At 58.6% G+C, this 23,743-nt stretch carries 24 protein-coding genes; 18 read left to right on the top strand and 6 right to left on the bottom strand.

What is annotated here, in order from left to right; translation table 11 throughout:
- The first annotated feature begins 144 nt into the window (after nucleotides 1-144).
- A complete protein-coding gene (locus OK411_RS16705) occupies nucleotides 145-1,188 on the top strand; it encodes a WD40/YVTN/BNR-like repeat-containing protein (protein WP_264365394.1) in 1,044 nt (347 codons plus the stop codon).
- The gene (locus OK411_RS16700; RefSeq protein ID WP_024013186.1) at nucleotides 1,185-3,569 is read left to right on the top strand and encodes an efflux RND transporter permease subunit; all 2,385 of its coding nucleotides are present in this window, start codon (nucleotides 1,185-1,187) and stop codon (nucleotides 3,567-3,569) included. Before OK411_RS16705 ends, OK411_RS16700 begins: the two co-directional genes overlap by 4 nt.
- A 307-nt stretch (nucleotides 3,570-3,876) precedes the next feature.
- On the opposite strand, the gene OK411_RS16695 is transcribed toward OK411_RS16700, so the two are convergent.
- The gene (locus OK411_RS16695; RefSeq protein WP_024013185.1) at nucleotides 3,877-4,596 is read right to left on the bottom strand and encodes a FadR/GntR family transcriptional regulator; all 720 of its coding nucleotides are present in this window, start codon (nucleotides 4,594-4,596) and stop codon (nucleotides 3,877-3,879) included.
- A 196-nt stretch (nucleotides 4,597-4,792) separates the two neighbouring features.
- The gene (locus OK411_RS16690) at nucleotides 4,793-6,529 is read right to left on the bottom strand and encodes an IlvD/Edd family dehydratase (RefSeq protein ID WP_024013184.1); all 1,737 of its coding nucleotides are present in this window, start codon (nucleotides 6,527-6,529) and stop codon (nucleotides 4,793-4,795) included.
- A 192-nt stretch (nucleotides 6,530-6,721) separates the two neighbouring features.
- Between OK411_RS16690 and OK411_RS16685 the strand changes: the two genes are divergently transcribed.
- From OK411_RS16685 to OK411_RS16660, 6 genes are all read left to right on the top strand, one after another.
- Nucleotides 6,722-8,044, top strand: coding sequence for an MFS transporter (locus OK411_RS16685; RefSeq protein WP_024013183.1), 1,323 nt, complete (start codon nucleotides 6,722-6,724; stop codon nucleotides 8,042-8,044).
- 145 nt (nucleotides 8,045-8,189) lie between these two features.
- Nucleotides 8,190-9,182 (top strand): AraD1 family protein, encoded by a 993-nt coding sequence (gene araD1, locus OK411_RS16680; protein ID WP_123442281.1) that lies wholly within the window; start codon nucleotides 8,190-8,192, stop codon nucleotides 9,180-9,182.
- Nucleotides 9,183-9,191: 9 nt separating this feature from the next.
- A complete protein-coding gene (locus OK411_RS16675; RefSeq protein ID WP_264365393.1) occupies nucleotides 9,192-10,772 on the top strand; it encodes an aldehyde dehydrogenase (NADP(+)) in 1,581 nt (526 codons plus the stop codon).
- 247 nt (nucleotides 10,773-11,019) lie between these two features.
- Nucleotides 11,020-11,331 (top strand): DUF5629 family protein, encoded by a 312-nt coding sequence (locus OK411_RS16670; RefSeq protein ID WP_038861789.1) that lies wholly within the window; start codon nucleotides 11,020-11,022, stop codon nucleotides 11,329-11,331.
- The gene (locus OK411_RS16665; protein ID WP_264365392.1) at nucleotides 11,318-12,493 is read left to right on the top strand and encodes a lactonase family protein; all 1,176 of its coding nucleotides are present in this window, start codon (nucleotides 11,318-11,320) and stop codon (nucleotides 12,491-12,493) included. The genes OK411_RS16670 and OK411_RS16665 overlap by 14 nt, the downstream gene beginning before the upstream one ends.
- Before the next feature lie 156 nt (nucleotides 12,494-12,649).
- On the top strand, nucleotides 12,650-12,829 hold the full coding sequence (locus OK411_RS16660; RefSeq protein ID WP_016775003.1) for a hypothetical protein: 180 nt from the start codon (nucleotides 12,650-12,652) through the stop codon (nucleotides 12,827-12,829).
- A gap of 208 nt (nucleotides 12,830-13,037) precedes the next feature.
- On the opposite strand, the gene OK411_RS16655 is transcribed toward OK411_RS16660, so the two are convergent.
- Nucleotides 13,038-13,229, bottom strand: coding sequence for a hypothetical protein (locus OK411_RS16655; RefSeq protein ID WP_073471119.1), 192 nt, complete (start codon nucleotides 13,227-13,229; stop codon nucleotides 13,038-13,040).
- Between OK411_RS16655 and OK411_RS16650 the strand changes: the two genes are divergently transcribed.
- Complete coding sequence (locus tag OK411_RS16650) at nucleotides 13,228-13,440, top strand: hypothetical protein (protein WP_136492523.1); 213 nt, start codon at nucleotides 13,228-13,230, stop codon at nucleotides 13,438-13,440. The two genes, OK411_RS16655 and OK411_RS16650, sit on opposite strands and share 2 nt — an antisense overlap.
- Nucleotides 13,437-13,694, top strand: a complete 258-nt coding sequence (locus OK411_RS16645; protein WP_016775000.1) for a hypothetical protein — start codon at nucleotides 13,437-13,439, stop codon at nucleotides 13,692-13,694. Before OK411_RS16650 ends, OK411_RS16645 begins: the two co-directional genes overlap by 4 nt.
- 120 nt (nucleotides 13,695-13,814) lie before the next feature.
- Here OK411_RS16645 and OK411_RS16640 read toward each other — a convergent pair whose 3' ends face one another.
- The 3 genes from OK411_RS16640 to OK411_RS16630 are packed head-to-tail and all read right to left on the bottom strand — an operon-like array spanning nucleotide 13,815 to nucleotide 19,290.
- Complete coding sequence (locus OK411_RS16640; protein ID WP_264365391.1) at nucleotides 13,815-14,411, bottom strand: glutathione S-transferase; 597 nt, start codon at nucleotides 14,409-14,411, stop codon at nucleotides 13,815-13,817.
- A complete protein-coding gene (locus tag OK411_RS16635) occupies nucleotides 14,408-18,049 on the bottom strand; it encodes an AAA family ATPase (RefSeq protein ID WP_207808644.1) in 3,642 nt (1,213 codons plus the stop codon). Before OK411_RS16635 ends, OK411_RS16640 begins: the two co-directional genes overlap by 4 nt.
- On the bottom strand, nucleotides 18,046-19,290 hold the full coding sequence (locus OK411_RS16630) for an exonuclease SbcCD subunit D C-terminal domain-containing protein (protein WP_056789434.1): 1,245 nt from the start codon (nucleotides 19,288-19,290) through the stop codon (nucleotides 18,046-18,048). Before OK411_RS16630 ends, OK411_RS16635 begins: the two co-directional genes overlap by 4 nt.
- Nucleotides 19,291-19,557: 267 nt before the next feature.
- Here OK411_RS16630 and OK411_RS16625 point away from each other — a divergent pair, with 267 nt between their 5' ends.
- The 8 genes from OK411_RS16625 to OK411_RS16590 all read left to right on the top strand — a co-directional run bounded on the left by OK411_RS16625 (nucleotide 19,558) and on the right by OK411_RS16590 (nucleotide 23,656).
- Nucleotides 19,558-20,034, top strand: coding sequence for a hypothetical protein (locus tag OK411_RS16625; protein WP_217878384.1), 477 nt, complete (start codon nucleotides 19,558-19,560; stop codon nucleotides 20,032-20,034).
- Nucleotides 20,035-20,460: 426 nt separating this feature from the next.
- Entirely contained in the window at nucleotides 20,461-20,904 is a 444-nt protein-coding gene (locus OK411_RS16620; protein ID WP_130930007.1) for a hypothetical protein, read from the top strand.
- Entirely contained in the window at nucleotides 20,901-21,137 is a 237-nt protein-coding gene (locus OK411_RS16615; RefSeq protein WP_071172685.1) for a hypothetical protein, read from the top strand. The genes OK411_RS16620 and OK411_RS16615 overlap by 4 nt, the downstream gene beginning before the upstream one ends.
- 23 nt (nucleotides 21,138-21,160) lie before the next feature.
- A complete protein-coding gene (gene cdiI, locus OK411_RS16610; protein WP_071172684.1) occupies nucleotides 21,161-21,523 on the top strand; it encodes a ribonuclease toxin immunity protein CdiI in 363 nt (120 codons plus the stop codon).
- A gap of 64 nt (nucleotides 21,524-21,587) precedes the next feature.
- On the top strand, nucleotides 21,588-21,929 hold the full coding sequence (locus OK411_RS16605; RefSeq protein ID WP_264365390.1) for a hypothetical protein: 342 nt from the start codon (nucleotides 21,588-21,590) through the stop codon (nucleotides 21,927-21,929).
- A 241-nt stretch (nucleotides 21,930-22,170) separates the two neighbouring features.
- The gene (locus OK411_RS16600; protein WP_076562550.1) at nucleotides 22,171-22,479 is read left to right on the top strand and encodes a hypothetical protein; all 309 of its coding nucleotides are present in this window, start codon (nucleotides 22,171-22,173) and stop codon (nucleotides 22,477-22,479) included.
- Between the two features lie 173 nt (nucleotides 22,480-22,652).
- Nucleotides 22,653-23,093 (top strand): hypothetical protein, encoded by a 441-nt coding sequence (locus tag OK411_RS16595; protein ID WP_136492531.1) that lies wholly within the window; start codon nucleotides 22,653-22,655, stop codon nucleotides 23,091-23,093.
- 80 nt (nucleotides 23,094-23,173) lie between these two features.
- Nucleotides 23,174-23,656 carry a hypothetical protein gene (locus tag OK411_RS16590; RefSeq protein ID WP_130888534.1) on the top strand — a complete coding sequence of 161 codons (483 nt, stop codon included), beginning with the start codon at nucleotides 23,174-23,176 and terminating at the stop codon, nucleotides 23,654-23,656.
- The last annotated feature ends 87 nt before the right edge of the window (nucleotides 23,657-23,743 follow it).

Below are 23,743 nucleotides of genomic sequence, written 5' to 3'. Positions count from 1 at the left end.
CAAAGCCCGATAGGATGAGCCAGCTTCCGAAGGGGCTCTGGATTGCGGGTTTCAGGACTATGCTTCTGAAACGCCAGTAGCTGAGCACCCTTGCGGCGCCCTTGAAGGCCCGATGGCCCAACAATAATAAATAGGGGAAGGTCTATGAGTCGTTGCCGCCCGCCGGCGTTACGCAACACCGCGTTGCTGGCCACAGCACTCTCGCTGCTGGGCTTTGCCACGTTGTCGGCACCTGTGATTGCCGCCGAGGCCCCGGCTGACGTGGTTTATGCCACCGAATCGGCCAAGGCCGCAAAAAGCCTGATTCTTGATGTCGTCCACGCTGGCGCGCGTCTGGTCGCGGTCGGCGATCGCGGGCACATCGTCTATTCCGATGATCAGGGCAAAACCTGGACCCAGGCCAAGGTGCCAACGCGGCAACTGCTCACCGCCGTGTATTTCGTCGACGACAAAAACGGTTGGGCCGTGGGCCACGACGCGCAGATTCTCGCCAGCGTAGACGGCGGTCTGACCTGGACCAAACAATTCGAAGACCTCGCACGCGAATCGCCGCTGCTCGACGTCTGGTTCAAGGACGCCAGCAGCGGCTTTGCCGTGGGCGCCTACGGCACGCTGCTGGAAACCTCCGACGGCGGCAAGAACTGGGAAGACGTCAGCGACCGCCTCGACAACGAAGACCAGTTCCACCTCAACGCCATCGCCGCCGTGAAAGACGCCGGGCTGTTCATCGTCGGCGAGTCCGGCAGCATGTTCCGCTCCGCCGATGACGGCCAGACCTGGGAAAAGCTTGAAGGCCCGTACGAAGGTTCGCTGTTCGGCGTGATCGGCACGGCGCAACCGCAGACCCTGCTGGCGTACGGCTTGCGCGGCAACCTTTATCGCTCCACTGATTTCGGCAGCAACTGGCAGCAGGTCGAACTCAAAGCCGCACGCGGTGCGCTGGAGTTCGGCCTGTCCGGCGGCACGCTGCTGGAAGACGGCTCGATCGTCATCGTCGGCAACGGCGGCTCGGTGATCAGCAGCAGCGACAACGGCGAAACCTTCAGCGTGTTCAACCGCCCGGATCGCATTTCGCTGTCGTCGGTCACCGCCGCCGGCAACGGCAACCTGATTCTGACCGGGCAGGGTGGCTTGCACATCACCCAGCCAAACGGTGCCGAGACCAATAACAAGAAGGCGGGGCTATGACTTCCTTGATCACTCCTCAGCAGGAAAAGGCGACGGTTCTCGAGCGCCTGATCTTCAACAATCGCCCGGCCGTGATCCTGATCTGCCTGGTGGTGAGCATTTTCCTGTTCTGGCAGGCCACGCTGATCCGGCCGTCGACCAGTTTTGAAAAAATGATCCCGCTGCAGCATCCCTTCATCGAAAAGATGATGGAACACCGCAACGATCTGGCGAACCTCGGCAACACCGTGCGTATTTCGGTGGAAGCCACCGACGGCGACATCTTCTCCAAGGAGTACATGGAGACCCTGCGCCAGATCAACGACGAAGTGTTCTACATTTCCGGCGTCGACCGTTCCGGCCTCAAATCGCTGTGGAGCCCGAGCGTTCGCTGGACCGAAGTGACCGAAGAGGGTTTCGCCGGCGGTGAAGTGATTCCGCAGAGCTACAACGGTTCGCAGGACAGCCTCGATCTGCTGCGTAACAACGTGCTCAAGTCCGGCCAGGTCGGGCGTCTGGTGGCCAACGACTTCAAGTCGAGCATCGTCGACATCCCGCTGCTGGAGGCCTATCCGGACCCGCAGGATCAGGGCAAGTTGCTGGCGCTGGACTATCGCCAGTTCTCCCATGAGCTCGAAGACAAGATCCGCAACAAGTTCGAAGCGCAGAACCCCAACATCAAGATCCACATCGTCGGTTTCGCCAAGAAGGTCGGTGACCTGATCGACGGTCTGGTGATGGTGGTGCTGTTCTTCGGTGTCGCCTTCGTCATCACCCTGATTCTGCTGCTGTGGTTCACCAACTGCCTGCGCAGCACCATCGCGGTGTTGAGCACAACGCTGGTGGCGGTGGTCTGGCAGCTGGGGTTGATGCACTTCTTCGGCTTCGGGCTCGACCCGTATTCGATGCTGGTGCCGTTCCTGATTTTCGCCATCGGCATCTCCCACGGCGTGCAGAAAATCAACGGTATCGCCCTGCAATCCAGCGAGGCCGATAACGCCCTGACCGCTGCACGGCGCACCTTCCGCCAGTTGTTCCTGCCGGGGATGATCGCGATTCTGGCCGATGCGGTGGGCTTCATTACCCTGCTGATCATCGACATCGGCGTGATCCGTGAACTGGCAATCGGCGCGTCCATTGGCGTTGCGGTGATCGTGTTCACCAACCTGATCCTGCTGCCGGTGGCGATTTCCTATGTCGGCATCAGCAAGCGCGCGATTGCCAAGAGCAAGAAGGACGCCAACCGCGAGCACCCGTTCTGGCGCCTGCTGTCGAACTTCGCCAGCCCGAAAGTTGCGCCGATTTCGGTAGCGCTGGCGCTGATCGCCTTCGGTGGCGGCCTCTGGTACAGCCAGAACCTGAAGATCGGCGACCTCGACCAGGGCGCGCCGGAACTGCGTCCGGACTCGCGCTACAACAAGGACAACAACTTCATCATCAGCAACTACTCGACCAGCTCCGACGTGCTGGTGGTGATGGTCAAGACCAAGGCCGAAGGCTGCTCGCGCTACGAAGCCATGGCGCCGATCGATCAGCTGATGTGGAAGATGCAGAACACCGAGGGCGTACAGTCGGCGATCTCGCTGGTGACCGTGTCCAAGCAGATGATCAAGGGCATGAACGAGGGCAACCTGAAATGGGAAACCCTGTCGCGCAACCCGGACGTACTGAATAACTCGATCGCCCGCGCCGATGGCCTGTACAACAACAGCTGCTCGCTGGCGCCAGTGCTGGTGTTCCTCAACGATCACAAAGCTGAGACCCTCGATCGTGCGGTCAACGCGGTGCAGGAGTTTGCCAAGGAAAACAACAAGGATGGCCTGGAATTCATCCTCGCTGCCGGTAACGCCGGGATCGAAGCGGCCACCAACGAAGTCATCAAACAGGCTGAGCTGACCATCCTGATTCTGGTGTACATCTGCGTGGCAGTGATGTGCATGATCACCTTCCGCTCATGGGCAGCGACCCTGTGCATCGTCTTGCCGCTGGTGCTCACCTCGGTGCTCGGCAACGCGCTGATGGCGTTCATGGGCATCGGCGTGAAAGTCGCGACGCTGCCGGTGGTGGCGTTGGGCGTGGGGATCGGCGTGGACTACGGCATCTACATCTACAGCCGCCTCGAGAGTTTCCTGCGTGCCGGGCTGCCGTTGCAGGAAGCCTATTACCAGACGCTGAAGTCGACCGGTAAAGCGGTGCTGTTCACCGGCCTGTGCCTGGCGATCGGCGTGTGCACCTGGATCTTCTCGGCGATCAAGTTCCAGGCCGACATGGGTCTGATGCTGACCTTCATGCTGCTGTGGAACATGTTCGGTGCGCTGTGGCTGCTGCCAGCGCTGGCCAAGTTCCTGATCAAGCCTGAGAAGCTGGCGGGGCAGAAGGGCAATTCGCTGTTTGCCCACTGATCTGACAGGCTGAAACGACAAAGCCGCAACCTTTGGGGGTTGCGGCTTTTTTTGTGCTTCAAGATCAAGCGCCCCTCACCCTAGCCCTCTCCCGGAGGGAGAGGGGACTGACCGCGGTGTCTCTCGCCATACACCGACCTGAAAGATCGAGTCGATTATGGATTCAAAGCAAATCACTGGACCTGCAATACCAAGCGATGTTGGATTCAGCGCAAATCGTTCAAGTCGGCGTAAATCTCAAATATCCGCCAATCGGTCCCCTCTACCTCTGGGAGAGGGCTAGGGTGAGGGCAAGCGATCTCAAGCCCTAAGAAAGCTCTGCGCCAAGCACAACACTCAACGCACTGCGCGCATCATCCAGCTGCACCAGCGTCGCATGCCGGGCACCCAGGGCATCGCGGTTCTCGATGGCGGTCAAGATCGCCTTGTGCCTGGGCAACGCCAGTTCATGCAGATTCGGCCGTTGATTGGAATGCTTCAGCGCCTCGGCAATCGCTACCGCCAACATGTTGCACAGGTTCGCCAGCAGGTCGTTGTGCGTCGCATCGGCGATGCGGCTGTGGAAGTCCAGGTCCGGCTGCAACAGCGCTTCCGGGGTCGGCGCGGCTTCCATGCGTTGGTAGGCTTCGTTGATCGCGGCGATGTCGGCATCAGTCGCATGCTGAGCAGCGAGGGCGGCAGCGGCGGGTTCGATGATGCTGCGCACGCTGGTCAGCACGTTGAAGAATTCATTCTGCGGGCTGCTCTGCATCAGCCAGTGCAGCACGTCCGGGTCGAGCATGTGCCACTCACGGCGGGCCTTGACCACGGTGCCGACGCGCGGTTTGGAATACACCAGACCCTTGGCCACCAGCACCCGCGTGGCTTCGCGCAACACCGGCCGACTGACCGCGTACTCCTCGCACAGCAGGGCTTCGGCGGGCAGTTTGTCGTCGGGCAAAAAGCGTCCGGAGACGATCTGCATGCCCAGTTCCTGGACGATGCGCGAGTGCATGCTTTTACGGTCGGAAGGTTTGCGGTAATCCATGGGGAGTGGCGCGATCCTGAGCGATGGAGATGCCGCGCATCATAGCAGGCACGGCGCAATCTTGAGGTAGGCAATGATCGTTCCCACGCTCTGCGTGGGAATGCCTCAACGGACGCTCCGCGTTCCAGCTCTGAAAGGGACGCGGAGCGCCCCGGGCTGCATTCCCACGCGGAGCGTGGGAACGATCAGTGGGGTGTTAATGGGAGTGGCGCGGAACCTCGGCGCCTCGGCAACCGACGAGGAAGTCAAAGTCGCAACCCTGATCCGCCTGCAGCACGTGGTCGATGTACAGCTGACGATAACCGCCCACCAACAACTGTTGCGGTGCTTGCAGATCGGCCATGCGTGCGGCCAGTTCAGCATCCGGAATGTCCAGATGCAGACGGCCGCTGGCACAATCGAGCTCGATCCAGTCGCCTTCTTTTACTGCCGCCAAAGGCCCGCCGGCTGCGGCTTCCGGGGCAACGTGCAAAACCACCGTGCCGTATGCCGTGCCGCTCATGCGTGCATCGGAAATACGCACCATGTCGGTCACGCCTTCTGCCAACAGCTTGGCCGGCAGGCCCATGTTGCCGACTTCAGCCATGCCCGGATAACCCTTCGGCCCGCAGTTTTTCATCACCAGAATCGAATCCTTATCGACGTCCAGCTCCGGATCGTTGATCCGCGCCTTGTACATGTCGAAGTTCTCGAACACCACCGCACGACCGCGATGCTGCATCAGTTCAGCAGTGGCGGCGGACGGCTTGAGCACCGCGCCCAACGGCGCCAGATTGCCACGCAACACGCAGATGCCACCGTCGGCGCGAATCGGATTGTCGAGGGTGCGGATCACTTGGTCTTCGCCGTAGATCGGCGCGTCCTTGGTGTTTTCGCCGATGGACTTGCCGTTGACCGTCAGTGCATTCGGGTTGGGGATCAGATTGGCTTCACCGAGGCGACGCAGTACCGCTGGCAAACCGCCGGCGTAGTAGAACTCTTCCATCAGGAAACGCCCGGACGGTTGCAGGTCGACGATGGTCGGCATGCCGCGACCGATGCGGGTCCAGTCGTCCAGATCCAGCTCGACGCCGATGCGTCCGGCAATGGCTTTCAAGTGGATCACGGCATTGGTCGAACCGCCGATGGCAGCGTTGACACGAATAGCGTTTTCGAAGGCTTCCTTGGTGAGGATCTTCGACAGCTTCAGGTCTTCACGCACCATCTCCACCGCACGCATGCCGGACATGTGCGCCAGCACATAACGGCGTGCGTCCACAGCCGGAATCGCGGCGTTGTGCGGCAGCGAAGTGCCCAGCGCTTCAGCCATGCACGCCATGGTCGACGCGGTGCCCATGGTGTTGCAGGTGCCCGCCGAACGCGACATGCCGCCCTCGGCTGCGAGGAAGTCGTCGATGGTGATGGTGCCGGCCTTGACTTGTTCGCTGAGCTGCCAGACCACGGTGCCGGAACCGATGTCCTTGCCTTTGTGCTTGCCGTTCAGCATCGGCCCGCCGGTGACGACGATGGCCGGCACGTCGCAACTGGCCGCGCCCATCAACAGTGCTGGAGTGGTTTTGTCGCAACCGGTGAGCAGCACCACGCCGTCGATCGGGTTGCCGCGAATCGCTTCTTCAACGTCCATGCTCGCCAGGTTGCGGGTGAGCATGGCGGTCGGGCGCAGGTTCGATTCGCCATTGGAGAACACCGGGAATTCCACCGGAAAACCACCGGCCTCGATCACCCCGCGTTTGACGTGCTCCGCGATCTGGCGGAAGTGCGCGTTGCACGGGGTCAGTTCCGACCAGGTGTTGCAGATGCCGATGATCGGCTTGCCGTGGAACTGATGGTCGGCGATGCCCTGATTCTTCATCCAGCTGCGGTACATGAAGCCGTTCTTGTCGGCCGTGCCAAACCATTGGGCGGAGCGCAGGGTGGGTTTCTTATCAGACATGATCGATTCTCTTATTGTAAGACTATTGTTTGCGAGCTGACGCTTAATCTAAGCTCAAAATCCGCGCTTTGGAAGTGTTGTTGGGTAATTAGTATTACTATATAGTCGTTTTCGACGGAGGGATGGCCCTGGCTGTTTTGGCGAGAGGCGTCCCCCGAGGTTCTATAAAAACAACAATCGGAGACCGATCTCATGAGCCAGGAATTGCGGCTTGTCCGGCGCATCACACTGAAACTGATTCCCTTCCTGATCCTGCTGTACCTGATCGCCTATGTGGATCGCTCCGCCGTCGGCTTCGCCAAGCTGCACATGGGCGCCGACATCGGCATCGGCGACGCCGCCTATGGCCTCGGTGCCGGGCTGTTTTTCATCGGCTATTTTCTTCTCGAGATTCCCAGCAACCTGATGCTCGAACGCTTCGGCGCGCGGCGCTGGTTCGCGCGGATCATGATCACCTGGGGCGCGATCACCATCGGCATGGCCTTTGTGCAAGGGCCGCACAGCTTCTATGTGATGCGCTTTCTGCTCGGCGCGGCCGAGGCGGGCTTCTTCCCCGGCGTGCTGTACTACATCACCCAATGGTTCCCGGTGCGCCATCGCGGCAAGATCCTCGGCCTGTTCATCCTCTCGCAACCCATCGCGATGATGATCACCGGTCCCGTGTCCGGTGGCTTGCTGGGCATGGACGGCATCCTTGGTCTGCATGGCTGGCAGTGGCTGTTCATCGTCATCGGCACGCCGGCGATCCTGCTGACCTGGCCGGTCCTGCGCTGGCTGCCGGACGGCCCGCAGCAAGTGAAGTGGATGGATCAGGCGGAAAAAGACTGGCTGACCGGCGAACTGAAAAAGGATTTGCAGGAATACGGCCAGACCCGTCACGGCAATCCGCTGCATGCGCTGAAAGACAAACGCGTGTTGCTGCTGGCGCTGTTCTATCTGCCGGTGACCCTGAGCATTTATGGCCTCGGCCTGTGGCTGCCGACACTGATCAAACAGTTCGGCGGCAGCGATCTGGTCACCGGGTTCGTCTCTTCGGTGCCATACATTTTCGGGATCATCGGCCTGCTGATCATTCCGCGCAGCTCCGACCGTTTGAATGATCGCTACGGCCACTTGGCGGTGCTCTATGTGCTCGGAGCGCTGGGCCTGTTCCTCAGTGCCTGGCTGTCGCTGCCGGTAGCGCAACTGGCGGCGCTGTGTCTGGTGGCGTTTGCGTTGTTCTCGTGCACCGCGGTGTTCTGGACCTTGCCGGGGCGCTTCTTTGCTGGCGCCAGTGCCGCGGCGGGGATTGCCTTGATCAACTCGGTCGGCAACCTCGGCGGTTACATTGGGCCGTTCGTGATCGGCGCGTTGAAGGAATATACCGGCAATCTGGCGTCCGGACTCTACTTCCTCTCGGGCGTGATGGTGTTCGGGCTGATTCTGACCGGCATCGTTTACCGCGTGCTGGAACGCAAACACGTGTTGCCCGTCGACCAGTTCGCAGCAAGTGCCCGTGGCGCGACCCGAACCTGACTGACCAACACTGGCCCCTGTGGGAGCGAGCCTGCTCGCGAAGAGGCCATCACATTCAACACTGTTGGTGACTGATACACCGCTTTCGCGAGCAGGCTCGCTCCCACAGGGGATAGCGGCGTTTTTGATGGAACAGGAGAAAATCATGCATCTGGTTCAATTCGAATTACCCAACGGCGAGCGCCGTGTTGGCGTGGTCGACAACGGTCAGGTCCGCGAAGTCAAGGACGCCCGCAGTGTCCGTGATCTGGCCCTGGCCGCAATCGAGGCCGGCGGCTCCCTTGAGCAGCAAGTGCAAAGCCTCGGCCTCGGTGCCAGCCACGACTACGCGCAATTGCTCAAAGACCTGCGCATTCTGCCGCCACTCGATCACCCGGATCCGGCGCACATGCTGGTCAGCGGTACCGGTCTGACGCACCTGGGCAGCGCTTCGGCCCGGGACAAGATGCACCAGCAGGCCGGCGATGAAGCGGCGATGACCGACACCATGCGCATTTTCAAATGGGGCGTGGAGGGTGGCAAACCGGCGGCGGGGCAGGCCGGCGTGCAACCAGAGTGGTTCTACAAGGGCGACGGCAGCATTGTCGTGCGTCCGGGGCAGCCGTTCCCGCTGCCGCCGTTCGCCGAAGACGCCGGCGAAGAGCCGGAGATGGCCGGCCTGTATGTCATCGGCAACGATGGCAAGCCGTATCGCCTCGGTTTCGCCGTCGGTAACGAGTTCTCCGATCACGTCATGGAACGCAAGAATTACCTGTACCTGGCGCACTCGAAATTGCGCAGTTGCAGTTATGGCCCGGAACTTCGTACCGGTGAATTGCCTCAACACCTTGCCGGCACCAGCCGAATCCTGCGTGACGGCGAAGTGCTCTGGCAGAACGAGTTCCTCAGCGGCGAGGCCAACATGTGCCACAGCCTGGCGAACCTCGAGTACCACCACTTCAAATACAGTCAGTTCCTGCGTCCGGGCGACGTGCATATTCACTTTTTCGGCACTGCGACCCTGTCGTTTGCCGACGGCATCCGCACCCAGCCGGGCGACACGTTTGAGATCAGCCAGGCCGACTTCGGCGCACCGCTGGTCAACGGTATCGCACCGGTCAAAGCGGCTTTTGAACCGGACAGCATCGGCACCCTTTAAGGAGATCCCATGACTCAGATTCTCGGTCACAACTACATCGGCGGTCAGCGTAGCGCCGCCGGCAGCGTCAAACTGCACTCGGTCGACGCCAGCACTGGCGAGGCCCTGCCGCACGATTTCATTCAGGCCACGGCCGAAGAAGTCGACGCCGCCGCCAAGGCCGCCGCTGCGGCTTACCCGACCTATCGCAGCCTCAGCGCCGAACGTCGCGCGCAGTTCCTCGACGCAGTCGCGGATGAGCTGGATGCGCTTGGCGACGATTTCGTCGCCGTGGTCTGCCGCGAAACCGCGCTGCCGGCTGGTCGCATTCAGGGCGAGCGTGGTCGCACCAGCGGGCAGATGCGTCTGTTCGCCAAAGTCCTGCGTCGCGGTGATTTCTACGGCGCGCGCATCGATCTGGCACTGCCGGATCGCCAGCCGCTGCCACGTCCGGATCTGCGTCAGTACCGCATCGGCCTCGGCCCGGTCGCCGTGTTTGGTGCGAGCAACTTCCCGCTGGCGTTCTCCACTGCCGGTGGCGACACCGCAGCAGCACTGGCCGCCGGTTGCCCGGTAGTGTTCAAGGCCCACAGCGGCCACATGGCCACGGCTGAACTGGTCGCCGACGCGATCATTCGTGCCGCAGAAAAAACCGGTATGCCCGCTGGCGTGTTCAACATGATCTACGGTGGCGGCGTCGGCGAATGGCTGGTCAAGCATCCGGCGATTCAGGCCGTTGGTTTCACCGGTTCGCTGAAGGGCGGTCGCGCCTTGTGCGACATGGCTGCCGCACGTCCGCAACCGATCCCGGTGTTCGCCGAGATGTCGAGCATCAACCCGGTGATCGTTTTGCCGCAAGCACTGGCCACACGTTCGGAAACCGTTGCGCGCGACCTCACCGCTTCGGTGGTGCAGGGTTGCGGTCAGTTCTGCACCAACCCGGGTCTGGTCATCGGTATTCGCTCGCCGCAGTTCAGCGCGTTTGTACAGCAAGTCGCCGCTGCAATCGGTGATCAACCGGCGCAAACCATGCTCAACGCCGGCACCCTCGGCAGCTATGGCAAAGGCCTGGAGAAGCTCCTGGCGCACAGCGGCATCGAGCATCTGGCCGGTAATCCGCAGCAGGGCAATCAGGCGCAGCCGCAGTTGTTCAAGGCCGATGTCAGCCTATTGATCAACGGCGATGAAGTGCTGCAGGAAGAAGTGTTCGGTCCGACCACAGTAATCGTCGACGTGGCCGATCAGGCACAACTGAGCGCGGCGCTGCACGGCCTGCACGGTCAATTGACCGCGACGATCATCGGCGAGCCGTCTGATTTCGAGCAATTCGCCGAACTGACGCCGCTGCTGGAACAGAAGGTCGGGCGCATCCTGCTCAACGGTTATCCGACCGGTGTCGAAGTGTGCGATTCGATGGTGCACGGCGGGCCGTACCCGGCGACGTCCGATGCGCGCGGCACGTCAGTGGGCACGCTGGCGATCGATCGCTTCCTGCGCCCGGTGTGCTTCCAGAACTACCCGGACAGCTTGCTGCCCGAACCGCTGAAAAACGCCAACCCGCTGCGGATTCAGCGTTTGGTGGATGGCAAGCCATCGCGTGAGGCGATCTAGCCAACACCGTAATTTCCTGTGTCTTTGATTGATCGTTCCCACGCTCCGCGTGGGAATGCAGCCCGGGACGCTCTGCGTCCCATTGGAACGCGGAGCGTCCCTAGAGGCATTCCCACGCAGAGCGTGGGAACGATCAGCTGGCACACCGCCTTCGCGAGCAGGCTCGCTCCCACAGAGGTTCCAGCAGGGGCCTTCGGATCACATTGGGCTATCATTGGCCCTTTCCCCCCTAGAAAGACTGTTTGCCATGACTGCCCTAACCCTTCTCAACGCCCTCGAACACTGCGGTATGGTCGAAATCGATGGCCTGCACGCCTTCGAATTCGCCCTCGACGAGGACGATAACCTGCACATCGAATGCATCGATGGCCGCGAAGCCAAGCACTGGGAATTCACCCCGGCGCAGGTCGCGCAAGCGACGTTCGATGAGACGCTGCAGAGCTGGCTGATCGTCGGTTACGCCAGCGACACCAAGACCACGGGCGAGCATCGTCTGGTGTGCGTCGGCGACGTAGTCAGCAGCAGCGACGATGAGGATGACAATAATGAAGATGCGTAATTTCTGGCCTTTGCTGATGGCCGGCAGCGTCGGCGCGATGGGGCTTTCCAGCGCCTCTGCCGAAACCTTGCAATTGCTGGTCGGCTCCTACACCGCCGGTTCCAGCCAGGGCATCTACCGCATGCAGTTCGACAGTGCCACCGGCCAGATCGACGCCAAGCCGCTGCAAGTGGTCAAGACCGAAAACCCGTCGTGGCTGACCCTCTCGAAAGACCAGAAGCGCTTGTTCGTGGTCAACGAAAACGGCCCGGGCCAGACTGACCCGGTCGGCCGCGTCAGCAGCTTCGCCATCGACCCGAAGACCCACGCGCTGAGCCTGATCAATCAAGTGCAGAGCCTCGGTAACGAGCCGACCCATTCCAGCCTCAGCGCTGATGCCAAACACCTGTTCGTCAGCAACTACTCGGTGATGGAAGATCCGGGCGGTACCCTGGCGGTATTGCCGGTCGATGCCGACGGCCAGCTGAAACCGGTGGTGCAGATGAGCGGCCACCCGGCCAGTCGGGTCAACCCTGAGCGCCAGGCTTCCAATCACGTGCACTCGACGGTGTCGTCGCCGGACGGGCGCTATGTGTTCTCCAATGATTTGGGCGCGGACAAGGTTTTCATCTATCAGTACGACCCGAAGGCCAACCCGCACTTGCCGCTAACCCCGGCGAAAACCGCCTCGGTAGCCTTGCCGGCCGGCAGTGGCCCGCGTCATCTGCTGTTCAGCGCTGATGGCAAACACGCTTGGCTGACCATGGAGATGAGTGCACAGGTCGCGGTGTTCGACTACAACGACGGCGTGCTGACCCAGACGCAACTGGTCGATCTCGCGGCGGGCCAGCCAACCTCGGACAAGGCTGGCGCGGCGCTGCATGCCTCGGCTGACGGCAAGTTTCTCTACGTGAGCAATCGCGGCACGGCCAATCAGCTCGTAGTGTTCAGCATTGATCCTGCGACCGGTCAGCTCAAAGAGCTGCAAAAGCGCTCGGTCGAGGGTGATCACCCGCGCGAGTTTGCCCTCGATCCGAGCGGTAAATTTGTCTTGATTGCCAACCAGAAGAGCAACCAGATTGTCGTCGTCGAACGCGATGCCAAGACCGGTCTGCTGGGCAAAACCGTGCAAAAACTGCCGATGGACGCGCCAAGCGATCTGAAATTTGTAGTGCGACAATAAGCCACAGGCCCCGGTCTGCGGGGCCTGCATCGTTGTATTAATTGCACTGATATCGGCTAATGCTACAAAAGATTTCAAGGAGGCAACCCTCGAGCGTTACGTTTGTTTCACAGCCCGACCGGGCAAACCAAGCAAACGAACACGAGGGTTACCGCCATGAACTTCAATCTCTTCTCCGTCATCGCCGCTTCCGCCATTTCTGCCACCGTGGTATTGCCAGCCGGTGCCAACGTCGAAATCGCCAGCAAAAAATCCCACACCCAGAGCTACACCCAGAAATACCTGCAACAAAGCGCCAACTTCTACGCCGCGCTGGATCACAAAACCCAAGCCTGAGCGCACCGTTCTCCTGTAGGAGCTGCCGAAGGCTGCGATCTCTTGATCTTCATCGTCAAAAGATCGCAGCCTTCGGCAGCTCCTACGCACGCGCGTAACCTGATCGTTCCCACGCTCTGCGTGGGAACGCAGCCCGGGACGCTCTGCGTCCCATTGGAACGCGGAGCGTCCCTTGAGGCATTCCCACGCGGAGCGTGGGAACGATCAATCAGAAGATCGCAGCCTTCGGCAGCTCCTGTGCGCGTACGCGTTCTGCACTCATAGGTTTTCTCTCGCCGGCAAATAGAGCGGCTAAATAATCAACGAAGCTGATATTCACCATTGCAAACCCTGAGTGGTTGCTTCGGCTTTTTTGATTGATTCTGTGGCCATCGAAACCTTTGCCCACGGAGAACACCATGGCCAGCGCAATCCTCACTTCCGCCAAACTCGGCGCCTATCTGGCCATCGGTCTGTACTTAGCCGTGGTGCTGTTCGTCAGCATCGGCGCGCAGATGGAACACAGCTTCGACGCCCCGATCGACGTCGCCCACCCCGGCATCCAGTTCGAACTGCGCTCGCAAAGCGCGATGGTCGACAGGGCCGAACTCGCAGGAGTCGGCGGCGCATGAAAGGCTACAGACTCTGGGTCATCGCCAGCCTCGCGCTGATGACCAACGGCGCCTCACTCCTGGGGTTTGGCCAGGGCTCGGTGGGCGGCTTGGCCCGGGCCATAGAGGCCAACCACAACATCGCCCACAACATTGAACGCGCCAACACGCTGGGGCTGATGGCCGGCAATCCACCGGTCAAGGTCGCGGTGGATTTTCTCGGGCCGTTTGAAGTGGATTGCATGGCGCTGGGCATGTGCCAAGCACTGGCCTAATGATCGTTCCCACGCTCTGCGTGGGAATGCCTCAAGGGACGCTCCGCGTTCCAATGGGACGCAGAGCGTCCCCGGCTGCATTCCCACGCGCAGCGTGGGAACGATCAAAGGGACAGAGGGTTATTTTTTCATGATTGAGGTAAACAGCTCGGATTCGAGCAGGCGCTGCAACCAGGCCTGCAAGCGAAGATAAGGCGTCTGCGCAAACCACTCGCGATCAACATGAGCGAACTGTCGGACGAAGGGCAGCAGGGCGATGTCGGCGAGACTGAGCCGGTCACCCAGCAAATAGTCGTGGTCTGCGAGCGTCAGATCCAGATAGTGGGCGATCATCTCGCACTGCATGCGATAGACCTCCATCGGTTGCTCTGGATAACGCTCAGCGTATTTGTAGTGGTTCAACGAAGTCTTGAATCGTTGATCGTTCGTCTCGATCAGCATGTCCATGATGACGTCTGCTCCCGGATCATCCTTGAACAACCAATCATCCGGATCATTCTGCGCCAACGCCCAGCGCATGATCTGCAGACTTTCATCAATCACCACACCATCGGCATTCAGCACCGGCACGGTGCCCTTGGGCGAGAGCGCGAGCATTTCCGCCGGCTTGTTCTTGAGGCTGACCTCAACGATCTCCACCGGCACGCCCGCATAACGCAGGGCCATTCGCGCACGCATCGCGTAAGGGCAGCGGCGGAAGGAATACAGCGTGTTCATTTCACCTCCAGCGTGCTCAAACCATTGCCCTGGCGCCGCACCTGAATCTGCACTGGGATCCGTTCGTGCATTTCCTGCACATGGGAAATCACCGCGACCTTGCGTCCCTGCGCCTGCAAGCCATCGAGCGCGTCCATCGCCAACTGCAAGGATTCAGGATCAAGGCTGCCGAAACCTTCGTCGATAAACAGCGATTCGATTTTCAGCGTGCTCGACGCCATCGAGGCCAGACCCAGCGCAAGGGCGAGTGATACGAGGAACGTCTCGCCGCCAGAAAGCGAATGCACCGAGCGCAGTTCGTCGCCCATCTCCGTGTCCATTACCAGCAGGCCGAGCATGCTGCCGCCGCGTTTGAGGCGATAGCGTTTGACCAATTGGCGCAGCTGCGCGTTGGCGTGATGTACCAGCAGGTCGAGGTTGTAGGCCTGGGCGATCTTGCGGAAGGTGTCGCCGGTGGCCGAGCCGATCAAGGCACTGAGTCGCGCCCAGCGCTGGTACTCGGCATAGGCGTCGGCGATCTGCTGGGCCAGCGCCTGATTGGCGTTCTGCCGGCGCTGGTCTTCCACCTGTTCGGCGCGCAATTCGGCGCACTGCTGTTCGCTGACGGCGAACTGGTTCTGCAGCTCGGCGAGGGCGCTGTCCAGCTGTTCGGCGTCAAGATTGCCGTCCTGCCGGGCCTGGTGATCGAGCAGGCGCTGATCGCGCTCCTGCAACAGGACCTGGGCCTGTTCGATGGCTTTTTCGTTGTGCTGAAGGGTCTGGCGCAGTTCGGTGACTTGCGCGTCGTCGAAGCGCAGCAAGTCCTCGAGGCCGCCGTCATCCAGTTCCGGATGGCTGGCGCGCCAATCGGCGATCTTGCCGGCGAGTGCCTGGTCTTCAGCTTGCAGTGCTTGCAGGCGTTCCTGCTGAGACTTGAGCTCTGCAGCGATTTGCACCAGCTGCGTGCGCACGCTTTGCAGCTCCTCAGCGGTACGGGTTTCGGCGCTACGCGTCTGTTCCACCGCGTGTTCCAACTGCTGCTGCCAATGCTCGGCGTTGCTGTGCTCGCCAAGTAACTGCGCGAGTTTTTCCTGACAGCCTTGCTGTTGCTCGGTCAACGCCGTGAATTGCTGTTCGGCACTGTGCAGCTGCTGAGTGCGCAGCTGCTGGCGATCCTGCTCTTTCTCCAGCGTCTGCTGGCGTTGCTGCTGTTCGCTCAGCTCTTCCTTTTGCTGTTCGAGCTGGGTCAAACGCTCGGCGATCTGCCGGTCCAGCTGCATGAACGTTGCCGCCGGCTCCAGGCGCAAGGCTTCGAGCGTGTCGGCGGGCAGCAGCGGGCCGAACGCGCTGAGTTCTTCCTCAAGGCGCTGACGATCACTGTTGAGTTCATGCTGCTGATGGCTCAGCTGTTGCGCCGCTTGCTGATGCGCCGCTTCAGCCTGACGCAATTGCTGCGACAAGCGCGCCGCGTCCTGTTGCAAGGTGAGCAGGGCGCTCTGGCGTTGTTCGTCCTGAGTGATGCTCTGGTTCAATTGCTCGGTCTGGCGGCTGAGCCAGGCGTCGCGTTTGTCGGCGTCCTGATTGAACAGTTGCGCGGCCAGCGGATGCGCGTCGAGGCTCGGGGCCAGGGCTTGTTGTTGCGCCGCGAGTTGTTCCTGTTGCTGGAGCAATTCTTTCTGTTGTGCGATCACGCCACCGACTTCGCCGCGCAGTTCGATCAGTTTTTCCTTGAGCTGATCGACCACTTGCTGGGCGTTGGCCTGTTCGCTTTCATCGTGACGGCCAAGGCTTTGCAACAGCGCTTCGGGCTGGTGATAGGGATGCTCGTTGCTGCCGCAGACCGGGCAGGGTTGATCGTCCTGCAACTGCGCGCGCAGCTCTTCGACACTGGCACTGCGCGCCAGCCGCTGACGTTCAAGCAGTTCGCGAGTGACATTTAGGGTCTGCTCGGCGACGGTCAGTTCGGCCTTGGTTTTCACCCCGTCCTGGGTTAGACGTTCACGTTGCTGCTGCGCGTCGAGCTGGCGTTGTTGCAACTCGGCGCTGCGCTTGTCCAGATCCTGCTGAGACGCCCACAGGCGCGCCAGATCTTCGATTGCGCGCAGCTGTTTGCGGTTGTCCTGCAGCAAGGTGCCAAGCAGGCCGATCTGTTCGGCGACTGCGTCCGGCTCTGCGCCGGCTTCTTTGAACAGCACTTCCAGTTGCTGTTTGTGCGAGGCCAGTTGCTCAGCATTGTGCGCGGCGTTCTGTTCGAGGGACGCCAGTTCGCTCTGGCCCTTGTTCAAGCGGTTGCCGATCAGCATCAGCTGTTGCAGACGATCGCGATAGGCGCTCCAGGCATCGCTCAACGGCGCCAGATGCGCACTCTGCTCAAGCTCCGCGGCGATGCGTTGCAAACGCGCGGCGACTTCAGTCTGCTTTTCCTGCAAAGCCTGAATCGCGCTCTGGCCATCCTTGAACGCTTGCTCGGCCGCTTGCCGGGCTTCGGCACTGCTGGCGGTGTCCTTGATCAGGCGGGCGAGGGTGCTTTGCTCTTCGAATGCCTGACGCAGCAACGGCGCATTTTCGCTCTGGCGTTGTTGCGCTGCGCTCAGGGCGACTTTCGCTGCGCCGAGGTTCTGTTCCAGCTCCGTCTGGCGTTCGCCCAGCGCCGCGTGTTGTTGGGTGTGCGCGGCAATCTGCGTCGCCAGTGGCGTGAGCAGCGCATCGAGCTCAGCCTCGCGCGCGAACTGATGACGCTGCGGGCCAAGCTGTTCCAGACGCGTCAGTTTTACCCTCTCGCCGGCCAGTGCCTGCCATTGCTGTTGCGCGGTTTGCAGTTGTTCGCTGGCCGCTTGCTGCGCTTCCTGCAACAGACGCAAATCCTTCAGCCAACCGTGTTGTTGCTCAAGTTGTTTGAGCTGCGCCTGTTGCGCCTTCATCTGTTGCTGCGCGGTGTTGAAACGCTCGTCGAGTTCGGCACGAGCTTCCGGCGCCAAAGGCGTCACACCGGTAGCCTGATCCTGCAACAGCTTGTGCGCTTCGCGGGCTTCTTTGGTCTTGTCGAAGGCGCGGCGGCCGAGGCGGGTGTACAGCGCGGTGTCGGTGAGTTTTTCCAGCAGTTCACTGCGGTCGTTGTCGTCGGCCTTGAGGAACGCGCTGAACTCACTCTGCGCCAGCAGCACAGCGCGAGTGAACTGTTCAAAGTTCAGGCCCAGCGCGGCTTCGAGCTGGGTTTTGTATTCGCCTTTCTGGCTGGCGAGCAGTTGATCCTGATCGATGTCGCGCAGGCTCTGCCGACTGGCCTGGAGTTTGCCACCAGCCTTCTCGCGAGCGCGATTGGCTTCCCAGCGCGCGCGATAGCGGCGGCCATCGACGCCGACAAAATCCACTTCGGCATAGCCTTCACCGGTGCCGCGTCGCAGCAAGGTGCGCGGGTCGCCAGTGGCGATTTCACCATCAGCATCCGGGACTTTCGCATCACGGCCGGTGTTGTTCAGACGCGGCACAGCGCCAAATAGCGCCAGGCACAAGGCATCGAGCAACGTGCTTTTGCCGGCGCCGGTGGGGCCGGTGATTGCGAACAGACCGGCGCTGGCCAGCGGTTCAGCGGTGAAATCAATCTCGAACGGCCCGGCCAGCGAGGCGAGGTTCTTCAAACGAATGGCGAGAATCTTCATGGCTGCTCGCCCTCCAGTTGCACGTCCTGCAGCAGTTCAGCGAAGTCCTTGAGCGTCTGCTCGTCGACCTCGCTGCCGTAATTGTCGAGCCAGGCGCGGCTGAACAGTTCCTGCGGAGTGAGCTGGTCGAGTTCGATCAACGTGCTGCCATCATCGCTGCCATCGGCGCCACGATTGCCGGCGTATTCAGCGGCGATGCGCACCAGTCGCACGGCTTTGCCTTGCAGTGCGGTTTCCACTTGATGGCGCAGATCCGGCTGCGGCTCATCGAGGCGCACGCGCACTTCGAGCCATGGCTGGCGCTGGGTTTCGGCGAGCAGATCGATGTTCGGCAGGTCGGCCAGTTGCAGCAGAATCTCGGCCAGCGGCGCCGGGCCGATGCGCTGCAGATTGACCGAGCGCGGGATCAGTTTCGGCTCGACGCTGACCAGTGTTTCACCGTCCAGGACCACATCGAGAATCTGATGCTGATAACCGATTTCGGAGAACGACAGCGGAATCGGCGAGCCGCTGTAGCGGATGCGCTCCTCGCCGTTGACCTTCTGCGGCTTGTGCAAATGGCCGAGGGCGACATAGCTGATGCTTTCGCCGAACAGGCTGGCGGGCAGCGCTTCGGCATTGCCGATGATCAGGCTGCGCTCGGAATCCTCCGACACCGAGCCCCCGGCCATGTGTGCGTGGCTGATAGCGATCAACGCCTGCCCGGGCTGGCGCTTGGCATTCGCCGCCGCGATCAGCCATTCATGCACCTGACCGATGCCACGCAGATAGTTGTCGCCCAGATGCGCGCCGGTGACTTCCGCCGGGCGCAAGAATGGTAGCGCCAGGCACCACGCGGCGATTTCTCCCTGGGCATTCGGTAGCGGCAGCAGCAGGCGCTCGGCATCGAGTTGCCCGTCATCCAGCCACAGCACCCGTCCCAACGCGTGAGTGCGCAAACGCCGCATCAACGGCGCCGGCAGTTCGATCCGCGAGCCGGAATCATGGTTGCCGGCAATCATCACGATGGTCAGCAGCGGCTGCTGTTCGTGAGCGCTGACGATGAAATCGTAGAGGCGTTCCTGCGCTTTGACCGGCGGATTGACCGTATCGAAGATATCGCCAGCAATCAGCAGCACATCCGGCTGCGCCAAGTGCAACTGGCGCAGCAGCCATTCGAGAAAACACGCGTGCTCGAAATCGCGCTCCTGGCCGTGCAGGTTTTGCCCAAGGTGCCAGTCGGAGGTGTGGAACAGACGCAAGGTGGACTCCGCTACAGAAAAGAGGTGATGGCCGCAGATGAAATGAGGGCGGCGAAAGAGGGGAGAGTTTACAGATTATTGCGCCGGTGGAGCTTGTCCCAGCGGAACGCCGCAGGGCATTTCGACGATTCGCTCGTTGACGCCCTTACAGCGGCTACCTAATATCGAGCTATCGTATTGATATCATCTCGGTCGCAAGCGTTACGTCCAGTCTTCAGCGTTATTCGATAAAGCCGACGCCGGAAGATCGAGTGGGGAGCCAATGTAATGCAAGTGATCAACTCTATACCATGGGTTATCGACACAGAACCCTTCGACACATGGAAGCAGCAGTGGTCGAATCAAGAAGGCCTGGATATTCATTCGTATATCCACGACCAATGCCACCCGGAACAGATATTGATGTTTTCCACGTTGCTGTTCCCGACGTTCATCGTGTCTGAGGGAGGCGTCTTCCTCGAGCGAAATTTTTCACACGAAGCGTTCGCGCGCTGCGTGAACCTGGCCGCTGGCGACATGGCGGAGGTTGAGCGGCTTATGAATTATGTGAAAATTTATGATGTTTTTGGCCAATTCGGAAATGGTGTATCGCCCAGAATATTTCTTCAGGTGTGCGAGATGATCGGGTTTGCCTGGCGAATGGTGTTGAAGGAGAAATTCCCGGACACGTTATTCACTGTCGAGGTGTCGAACTCGGATGAGGATTACGGCCCGGTGGTTACGTTTTATCAGGTGAAACAATGATTGTTCCCTTCCCAACGCTCGCTGATGAAAGATTTTTTGTTTTGATGTGTCCGCCTCAAGACCGTGGGCAAGCTTTTTACATTTCTTGAGTTGAGCCACCAATACAATGCCTAAATTTTCCTGTGTGTGCGGTCAGATTATCAATTTGTCTCATGGTACGTCCGAGTTAGAGTTTTCAATGGTTGCCGAGCGAAAGATAGATGAGCTGGGTGCTGCCTTGGCAGACCGTTGGTTGTCTGAGGAAGAGTTCTATCAGCAGATAGGTGCGGGTGCTACTACTGTTTATCGATGCAATAAATGCGGGCGACTACATATTGATCAAGGTGGCGGAAACTTTTCTTCCTATATTAAGGAACTATGATAGAGCGCGCCACACGCTTTCGGGTAAGAGTGGGGACTGGATTGTTCGCCAGCAAGAGGCTTCAAATGGACTTTTCAATTGCGGAGTACGGAGCGGTCGGCCCTTTGAATGGCAAGTTGTCCAGAGGACAAGTGCGCGACATTCTTGGAGCCGGTTTCGAAGTGTTCTGGAAAACAGCTGACTCCTTGAATACTACGGATGCTTATTTTCAGCTCGACCTTCATGTCTACTACGACGCGCGAGATATGGTTAAAGGGGTAGAGTTTTTCGAAAGAAGCACGGTGTCCTGGAACGGCCACAAGCTGGTAGGCGAAACATCCACGGACGTGTTGGCTTTGTTTCGTCGCCACGGTATTGATCCCGTCATTGACGATGACGGATTTGAAGTCGGTGAGTTGGGTATGGGGTTTTACGTTGACGATGACGACGACTTGATCACCACTTTATATATCAATCTGCGCCGCGAAATTCATTTAACGGCGTCGTGCTCTAACATGAGCCAGAGATGATCATCTGCCCAAGATGTCAGCAGGATTACATTGTCTGTGCCCATGTCAAGGCCACTGGGAAAGAGTTATTCATGTGCCCAGAGTGCGACGCTACCTGGTTTTCAGTTGAGGCGATCGGCGTTGCGCCTTTTCTGGATTTTGGGACTTATATGGAAAGCATAGGCTTGTCGATGCTGTGGGACGAGTTGGACATTGTTTCCGATTCAGAAGACTCAAGAAATGACAGTGTTTGATCCGGCAATGAAGTGAGGTTGTTATGAAGGAGTTGTTCGGTCAGCCATACCGCCAGTCAGACCCTTATTGGATTGTCAAAGGGTATTTTGACAGGATGTATGATGATGGCCGTTTCATCGAGGCAGCCGGCTATATTGTTAGGCGTTGGGGGTTCAGTGTTGATGGAGCATACTGTAACTTCCCTGATGTAAATAGCTCATTTGAAGAGGGTCATTTCGAAGGAGTGGAGTTTTCTTATGGGTGTCCCTCTAGCGATGCAGACACAATTGTTGTCAGTGAAGAGGTTTGCATGGAATACCTTCGGCTAGCTTGTGATAAATACCTACAGCGCCATCCTGAAAGTAACGCTGAAGTAGATGTTCTCTTAAGTGGGAGCTATATCTGATAAGTAGAAGTGTTCCATTTGTCTAGCGCAGCCAAAAGATCTCCGATCAAGAGAAAGTTAAAAGATGAATGATTTCGAGTCAGTAAAGAAACTGATTATCCAGTTGGTTAAAGATAAAGCCGGTAATTTTGATGGTGACAGTTGGGAAGCTGATTACAAGCTGAACTGGGAAGACGAGTTAGCGGAAAGGCTAGCAAACGCTTTCTACAATATGTCCAGAGCGGCATCCGCCAAAGAAAATACAGATGATGTCATGTTGAAAGCCGCGTTACTGAATTCACGAACGGACTTCATGGATCTCGCCAATTTTTTCAGGGATATTTTCGACGATTTGGATGCACTGCTGCGCAAGCCAGTCTGGCCGGATATTCCAGAAGGATTTGATTATCAGGGCTACCACCAGTGAGTTATCCATAGGTGCAGAATGCGACGACATCGGGTCTTTGATAAGGGGCGCGGGCGTCAGGCTAAAAGGGGACAGATTCATTTTAGGAAATAAATCTGTCCCATTTTTTGCTTCCAGATAACAGAGGTTACGTAGTGGGCAATGCCACAAGAGATGGGCTCGATATCAAAGTTGTTTATGATACGGTTCTTAATCGTGTTGTAACAGGTTATCCAACGAATGTACCCAAGAATCCAAAATTATGAGTAGGGATGATGTCTTTGTTGAAAAAAGTCTCACAGCGCTCTTGGAGGAGCTTGAGTCTCAGCCCGAAATGGCGATCTTCTTTGCGTCAGATATATTGGGTTATGAAGATACATTATCCAATATTAGAGAATGGTTGGAAGATGATAGCGAATATGGTTTGGCATACGAAGTGATGGTGTCCTTACTTGAGCGTTTTGATTTCAAGATTTCAGGAAAGTCAGCCGTCAGGTTGCTGGAAGTAGGGCTGTATTTCGGTTACAAGACCGATCTTGAAAGTGACCGTGATCTCGATTGGAGAACTTGATTGAAATTTTAGGCGACTTCTTGATCTCATTTCCTTTCACGCAGACGAGGTCTGAGGCGTTTGGAGGAATAATGGGACAGACCACGTTTAAATAAACGTGGTCTGTCCCCTTTTTATACTTTTTACCATTTAAATAAACGTGGTCTGTCTCGAGGGATCAAAGGTCTGAATTTATGACAGTTGAAAATGAAGAAGGCCATCTCCTTACTGTTATTGCTGAAATTGGCGTATTGGAGTGGCAAAAGTATCAACAGCGTTTTCCAAAAGTAAGGGTTGGGAATGAAATGCAGCGGGAGGATCATTCTGCGCTGCCACCCTTCATCGCTTTCAGGTTTGAGTGTATTAGCAACGTTGATATCGACAAGTTGAAGGTCGCCGTGGAAGGCTACAGGGGGGGGGTAGCATGGTCGCTTGTTGGCCGGTCACGCGAAGGGCTGCCTGGGATTAACTGGATGATTGCACCGTCAAGGTTGTGGGGCGTGGATGAATGTGCTTTGCAAGTAAACATGACGGCAGCGGTCTATTTGTCCATTCATGAACCTTTGCTTGGTCCAGTGGCGTACGAGGATTTAATTGGACTGACGGAATATGTTCGTTCTGTGTTCGATCTCTGAGGATAACGGGACAGACCTCGTTTAAAAAACGTGCACTGTCCCTGAGGGATCCTTTAGTCGCTTGGAGTTGGGTCGTTGCAGTGAGCATTGGCGTATCAACCAACTTCAGATTTGCCCTTCAACCAGGAAAAGTTCAAGAAGACATGACGAAGATTTTCAGATTTTTGGGGGGCGGGGACTTGGGATTGATTCGCGCTGGTATGACGCGAGATGAATCCCGAACAGCCCTGGGTGGTGGTTTTGAGGCGTTTTTCAAAACCGAAGATTCGGCAGTGCCGACTGACGCTTATGATGACTTGGGCGTTCATGTGTACTTTGATGAAAAGCTCATAGTCGTTGGTGTCGAGTTTTTTAAGTGGAGTAAGCTTTTCTGGGATGAGCAGAACCTGGTCGGTGAAGATGCCTTGGTGGCTCAACAATTTCTGTCCAGGCGAGGAGAAGTTCTGGTCTTCAATAGCTCAGGATTCAATGTCATTGACGTGGGCTTGAGATTTTATGTACCTGACTTTGAGGAAGACAATGCCATCATCGAAGCTGTATATGTCGAACTCACCTGCGGGTAAACGGGGACAGGCCATGTTTAGCAAGTTACTCCGAAAACGTAGTCTGTCCCCGTTTTACGTGCCAAAAGTGGGAATCGATTCAGAGAG

Source organism: Pseudomonas sp. RG1 (genome assembly GCF_025910115.1).
Taxonomy (GTDB): Bacteria; Pseudomonadota; Gammaproteobacteria; order Pseudomonadales; family Pseudomonadaceae; genus Aquipseudomonas; species Aquipseudomonas atacamensis.
Note: the sequence above shows the minus strand (reverse complement) of the source record. Positions and strands in the feature narration are given on the sequence as shown.

Coding starts and splice junctions, on each gene's coding strand:
- OK411_RS16705 (WP_264365394.1), top strand. CDS start 145: ATGAGTCGTTGCCGCCCGCCGGCGTTACGCAACACCGCGTTGCTGGCC.
- OK411_RS16700 (WP_024013186.1), top strand. CDS start 1,185: ATGACTTCCTTGATCACTCCTCAGCAGGAAAAGGCGACGGTTCTCGAG.
- OK411_RS16695 (WP_024013185.1), bottom strand. CDS start 4,596: ATGGATTACCGCAAACCTTCCGACCGTAAAAGCATGCACTCGCGCATC.
- OK411_RS16690 (WP_024013184.1), bottom strand. CDS start 6,529: ATGTCTGATAAGAAACCCACCCTGCGCTCCGCCCAATGGTTTGGCACG.
- OK411_RS16685 (WP_024013183.1), top strand. CDS start 6,722: ATGAGCCAGGAATTGCGGCTTGTCCGGCGCATCACACTGAAACTGATT.
- araD1 (WP_123442281.1), top strand. CDS start 8,190: ATGCATCTGGTTCAATTCGAATTACCCAACGGCGAGCGCCGTGTTGGC.
- OK411_RS16675 (WP_264365393.1), top strand. CDS start 9,192: ATGACTCAGATTCTCGGTCACAACTACATCGGCGGTCAGCGTAGCGCC.
- OK411_RS16670 (WP_038861789.1), top strand. CDS start 11,020: ATGACTGCCCTAACCCTTCTCAACGCCCTCGAACACTGCGGTATGGTC.
- OK411_RS16665 (WP_264365392.1), top strand. CDS start 11,318: ATGAAGATGCGTAATTTCTGGCCTTTGCTGATGGCCGGCAGCGTCGGC.
- OK411_RS16660 (WP_016775003.1), top strand. CDS start 12,650: ATGAACTTCAATCTCTTCTCCGTCATCGCCGCTTCCGCCATTTCTGCC.
- OK411_RS16650 (WP_136492523.1), top strand. CDS start 13,228: ATGGCCAGCGCAATCCTCACTTCCGCCAAACTCGGCGCCTATCTGGCC.
- OK411_RS16655 (WP_073471119.1), bottom strand. CDS start 13,229: ATGGTGTTCTCCGTGGGCAAAGGTTTCGATGGCCACAGAATCAATCAA.
- OK411_RS16645 (WP_016775000.1), top strand. CDS start 13,437: ATGAAAGGCTACAGACTCTGGGTCATCGCCAGCCTCGCGCTGATGACC.
- OK411_RS16640 (WP_264365391.1), bottom strand. CDS start 14,411: ATGAACACGCTGTATTCCTTCCGCCGCTGCCCTTACGCGATGCGTGCG.
- OK411_RS16635 (WP_207808644.1), bottom strand. CDS start 18,049: ATGAAGATTCTCGCCATTCGTTTGAAGAACCTCGCCTCGCTGGCCGGG.
- OK411_RS16625 (WP_217878384.1), top strand. CDS start 19,558: ATGCAAGTGATCAACTCTATACCATGGGTTATCGACACAGAACCCTTC.
- OK411_RS16620 (WP_130930007.1), top strand. CDS start 20,461: ATGGACTTTTCAATTGCGGAGTACGGAGCGGTCGGCCCTTTGAATGGC.
- OK411_RS16615 (WP_071172685.1), top strand. CDS start 20,901: ATGATCATCTGCCCAAGATGTCAGCAGGATTACATTGTCTGTGCCCAT.
- cdiI (WP_071172684.1), top strand. CDS start 21,161: ATGAAGGAGTTGTTCGGTCAGCCATACCGCCAGTCAGACCCTTATTGG.
- OK411_RS16605 (WP_264365390.1), top strand. CDS start 21,588: ATGAATGATTTCGAGTCAGTAAAGAAACTGATTATCCAGTTGGTTAAA.
- OK411_RS16600 (WP_076562550.1), top strand. CDS start 22,171: ATGAGTAGGGATGATGTCTTTGTTGAAAAAAGTCTCACAGCGCTCTTG.
- OK411_RS16595 (WP_136492531.1), top strand. CDS start 22,653: ATGACAGTTGAAAATGAAGAAGGCCATCTCCTTACTGTTATTGCTGAA.